At 66.5% G+C, this 1,014-nt stretch carries 1 protein-coding gene; it reads right to left on the bottom strand.

From position 1 onward, the window contains the following. Nucleotides 1–1,014: NAD-glutamate dehydrogenase domain-containing protein (locus tag A9X03_RS26725; RefSeq protein WP_197696155.1), on the bottom strand; the 1,014-nt coding region annotated here is incomplete at both ends.

Below are 1,014 nucleotides of genomic sequence, written 5' to 3'. Positions count from 1 at the left end.
TCGTCGGTCATCGACTCCAGCAGCTCTTTGCGCTCGGCGGGGTCGACGCGGCCTGCCGTCACCAGCGAGTCGATCAGGATTTTGATGTTGACCTCGTGGTCCGAGCAGTCCACCCCGGCGGAGTTGTCCATGGCGTCGGTGTTGATCCGCCCGCCCGACAGATCGAATTCGACGCGGCCAAGGGCGGTCACCCCCAGGTTCCCGCCTTCCCCGATCACCTTGGCGCGCACCTGGCTCGCGTTGACCCGCACGGGATCGTTGGCGCGGTCGCCGACGTCGGCGTCGGACTCCGACTCGGCCTTGATGTAGGTGCCGATGCCCCCGTTGAACAGCAGGTCGACCGGCGCCTGCAGGATCGCCTTGATCAGGTTCGGCGGCGTCATTTCGGTGACCTCGCCGTCGATGCCCAGCGCGTCGCGCACCTGCGAGCTGACCGGGATGGATTTGTGCTCGCGGCTGTACACCCCGCCGCCCTCACTGATCAGCGACTTGTCGTAGTCGTCCCAGCTGGATCGCGGCAGGTCGAACATCCGCCGGCGCTCCTCCCACGAGGCCGCGGGGTCGGGGTCGGGGTCGAGAAAGACGTGCCGGTGATCGAAGGCCGCGATCAGCCTGATGTGTCTGGACAGCAGCATGCCGTTGCCGAACACGTCGCCGCTCATGTCGCCCACGCCCACCACCGTGAAGTCCTCGGACTGGGTGTCGACGCCCATCTCCCGGAAGTGTCGCTTGACGGCCTCCCACGCGCCTTTGGCCGTGATGCCCATGGCCTTGTGGTCATAGCCCACCGATCCGCCGGATGCGAACGCATCACCCAACCAGAATCCGTAGGACTTCGCGACGTCGTTGGCGATGTCGGAGAAGGTGGCGGTGCCCTTGTCCGCGGCCACCACCAGGTAAGCGTCGTCGCCGTCGCGCCGGATCACCCCGGGCGGCGGGCTGACCTTCTTCGTTTTGTGGTCGACGTTGTCGGTGACGTCGAGGAGCCCGGAGATGAACAGCTGATAGCAGGCG

The sequence above is a fragment of the Mycobacterium sp. E1715 genome (assembly GCF_001667625.1).
Taxonomy (GTDB): Bacteria; Actinomycetota; Actinomycetes; order Mycobacteriales; family Mycobacteriaceae; genus Mycobacterium.
This window is presented reverse-complemented; position numbering and strand designations above follow the sequence as displayed.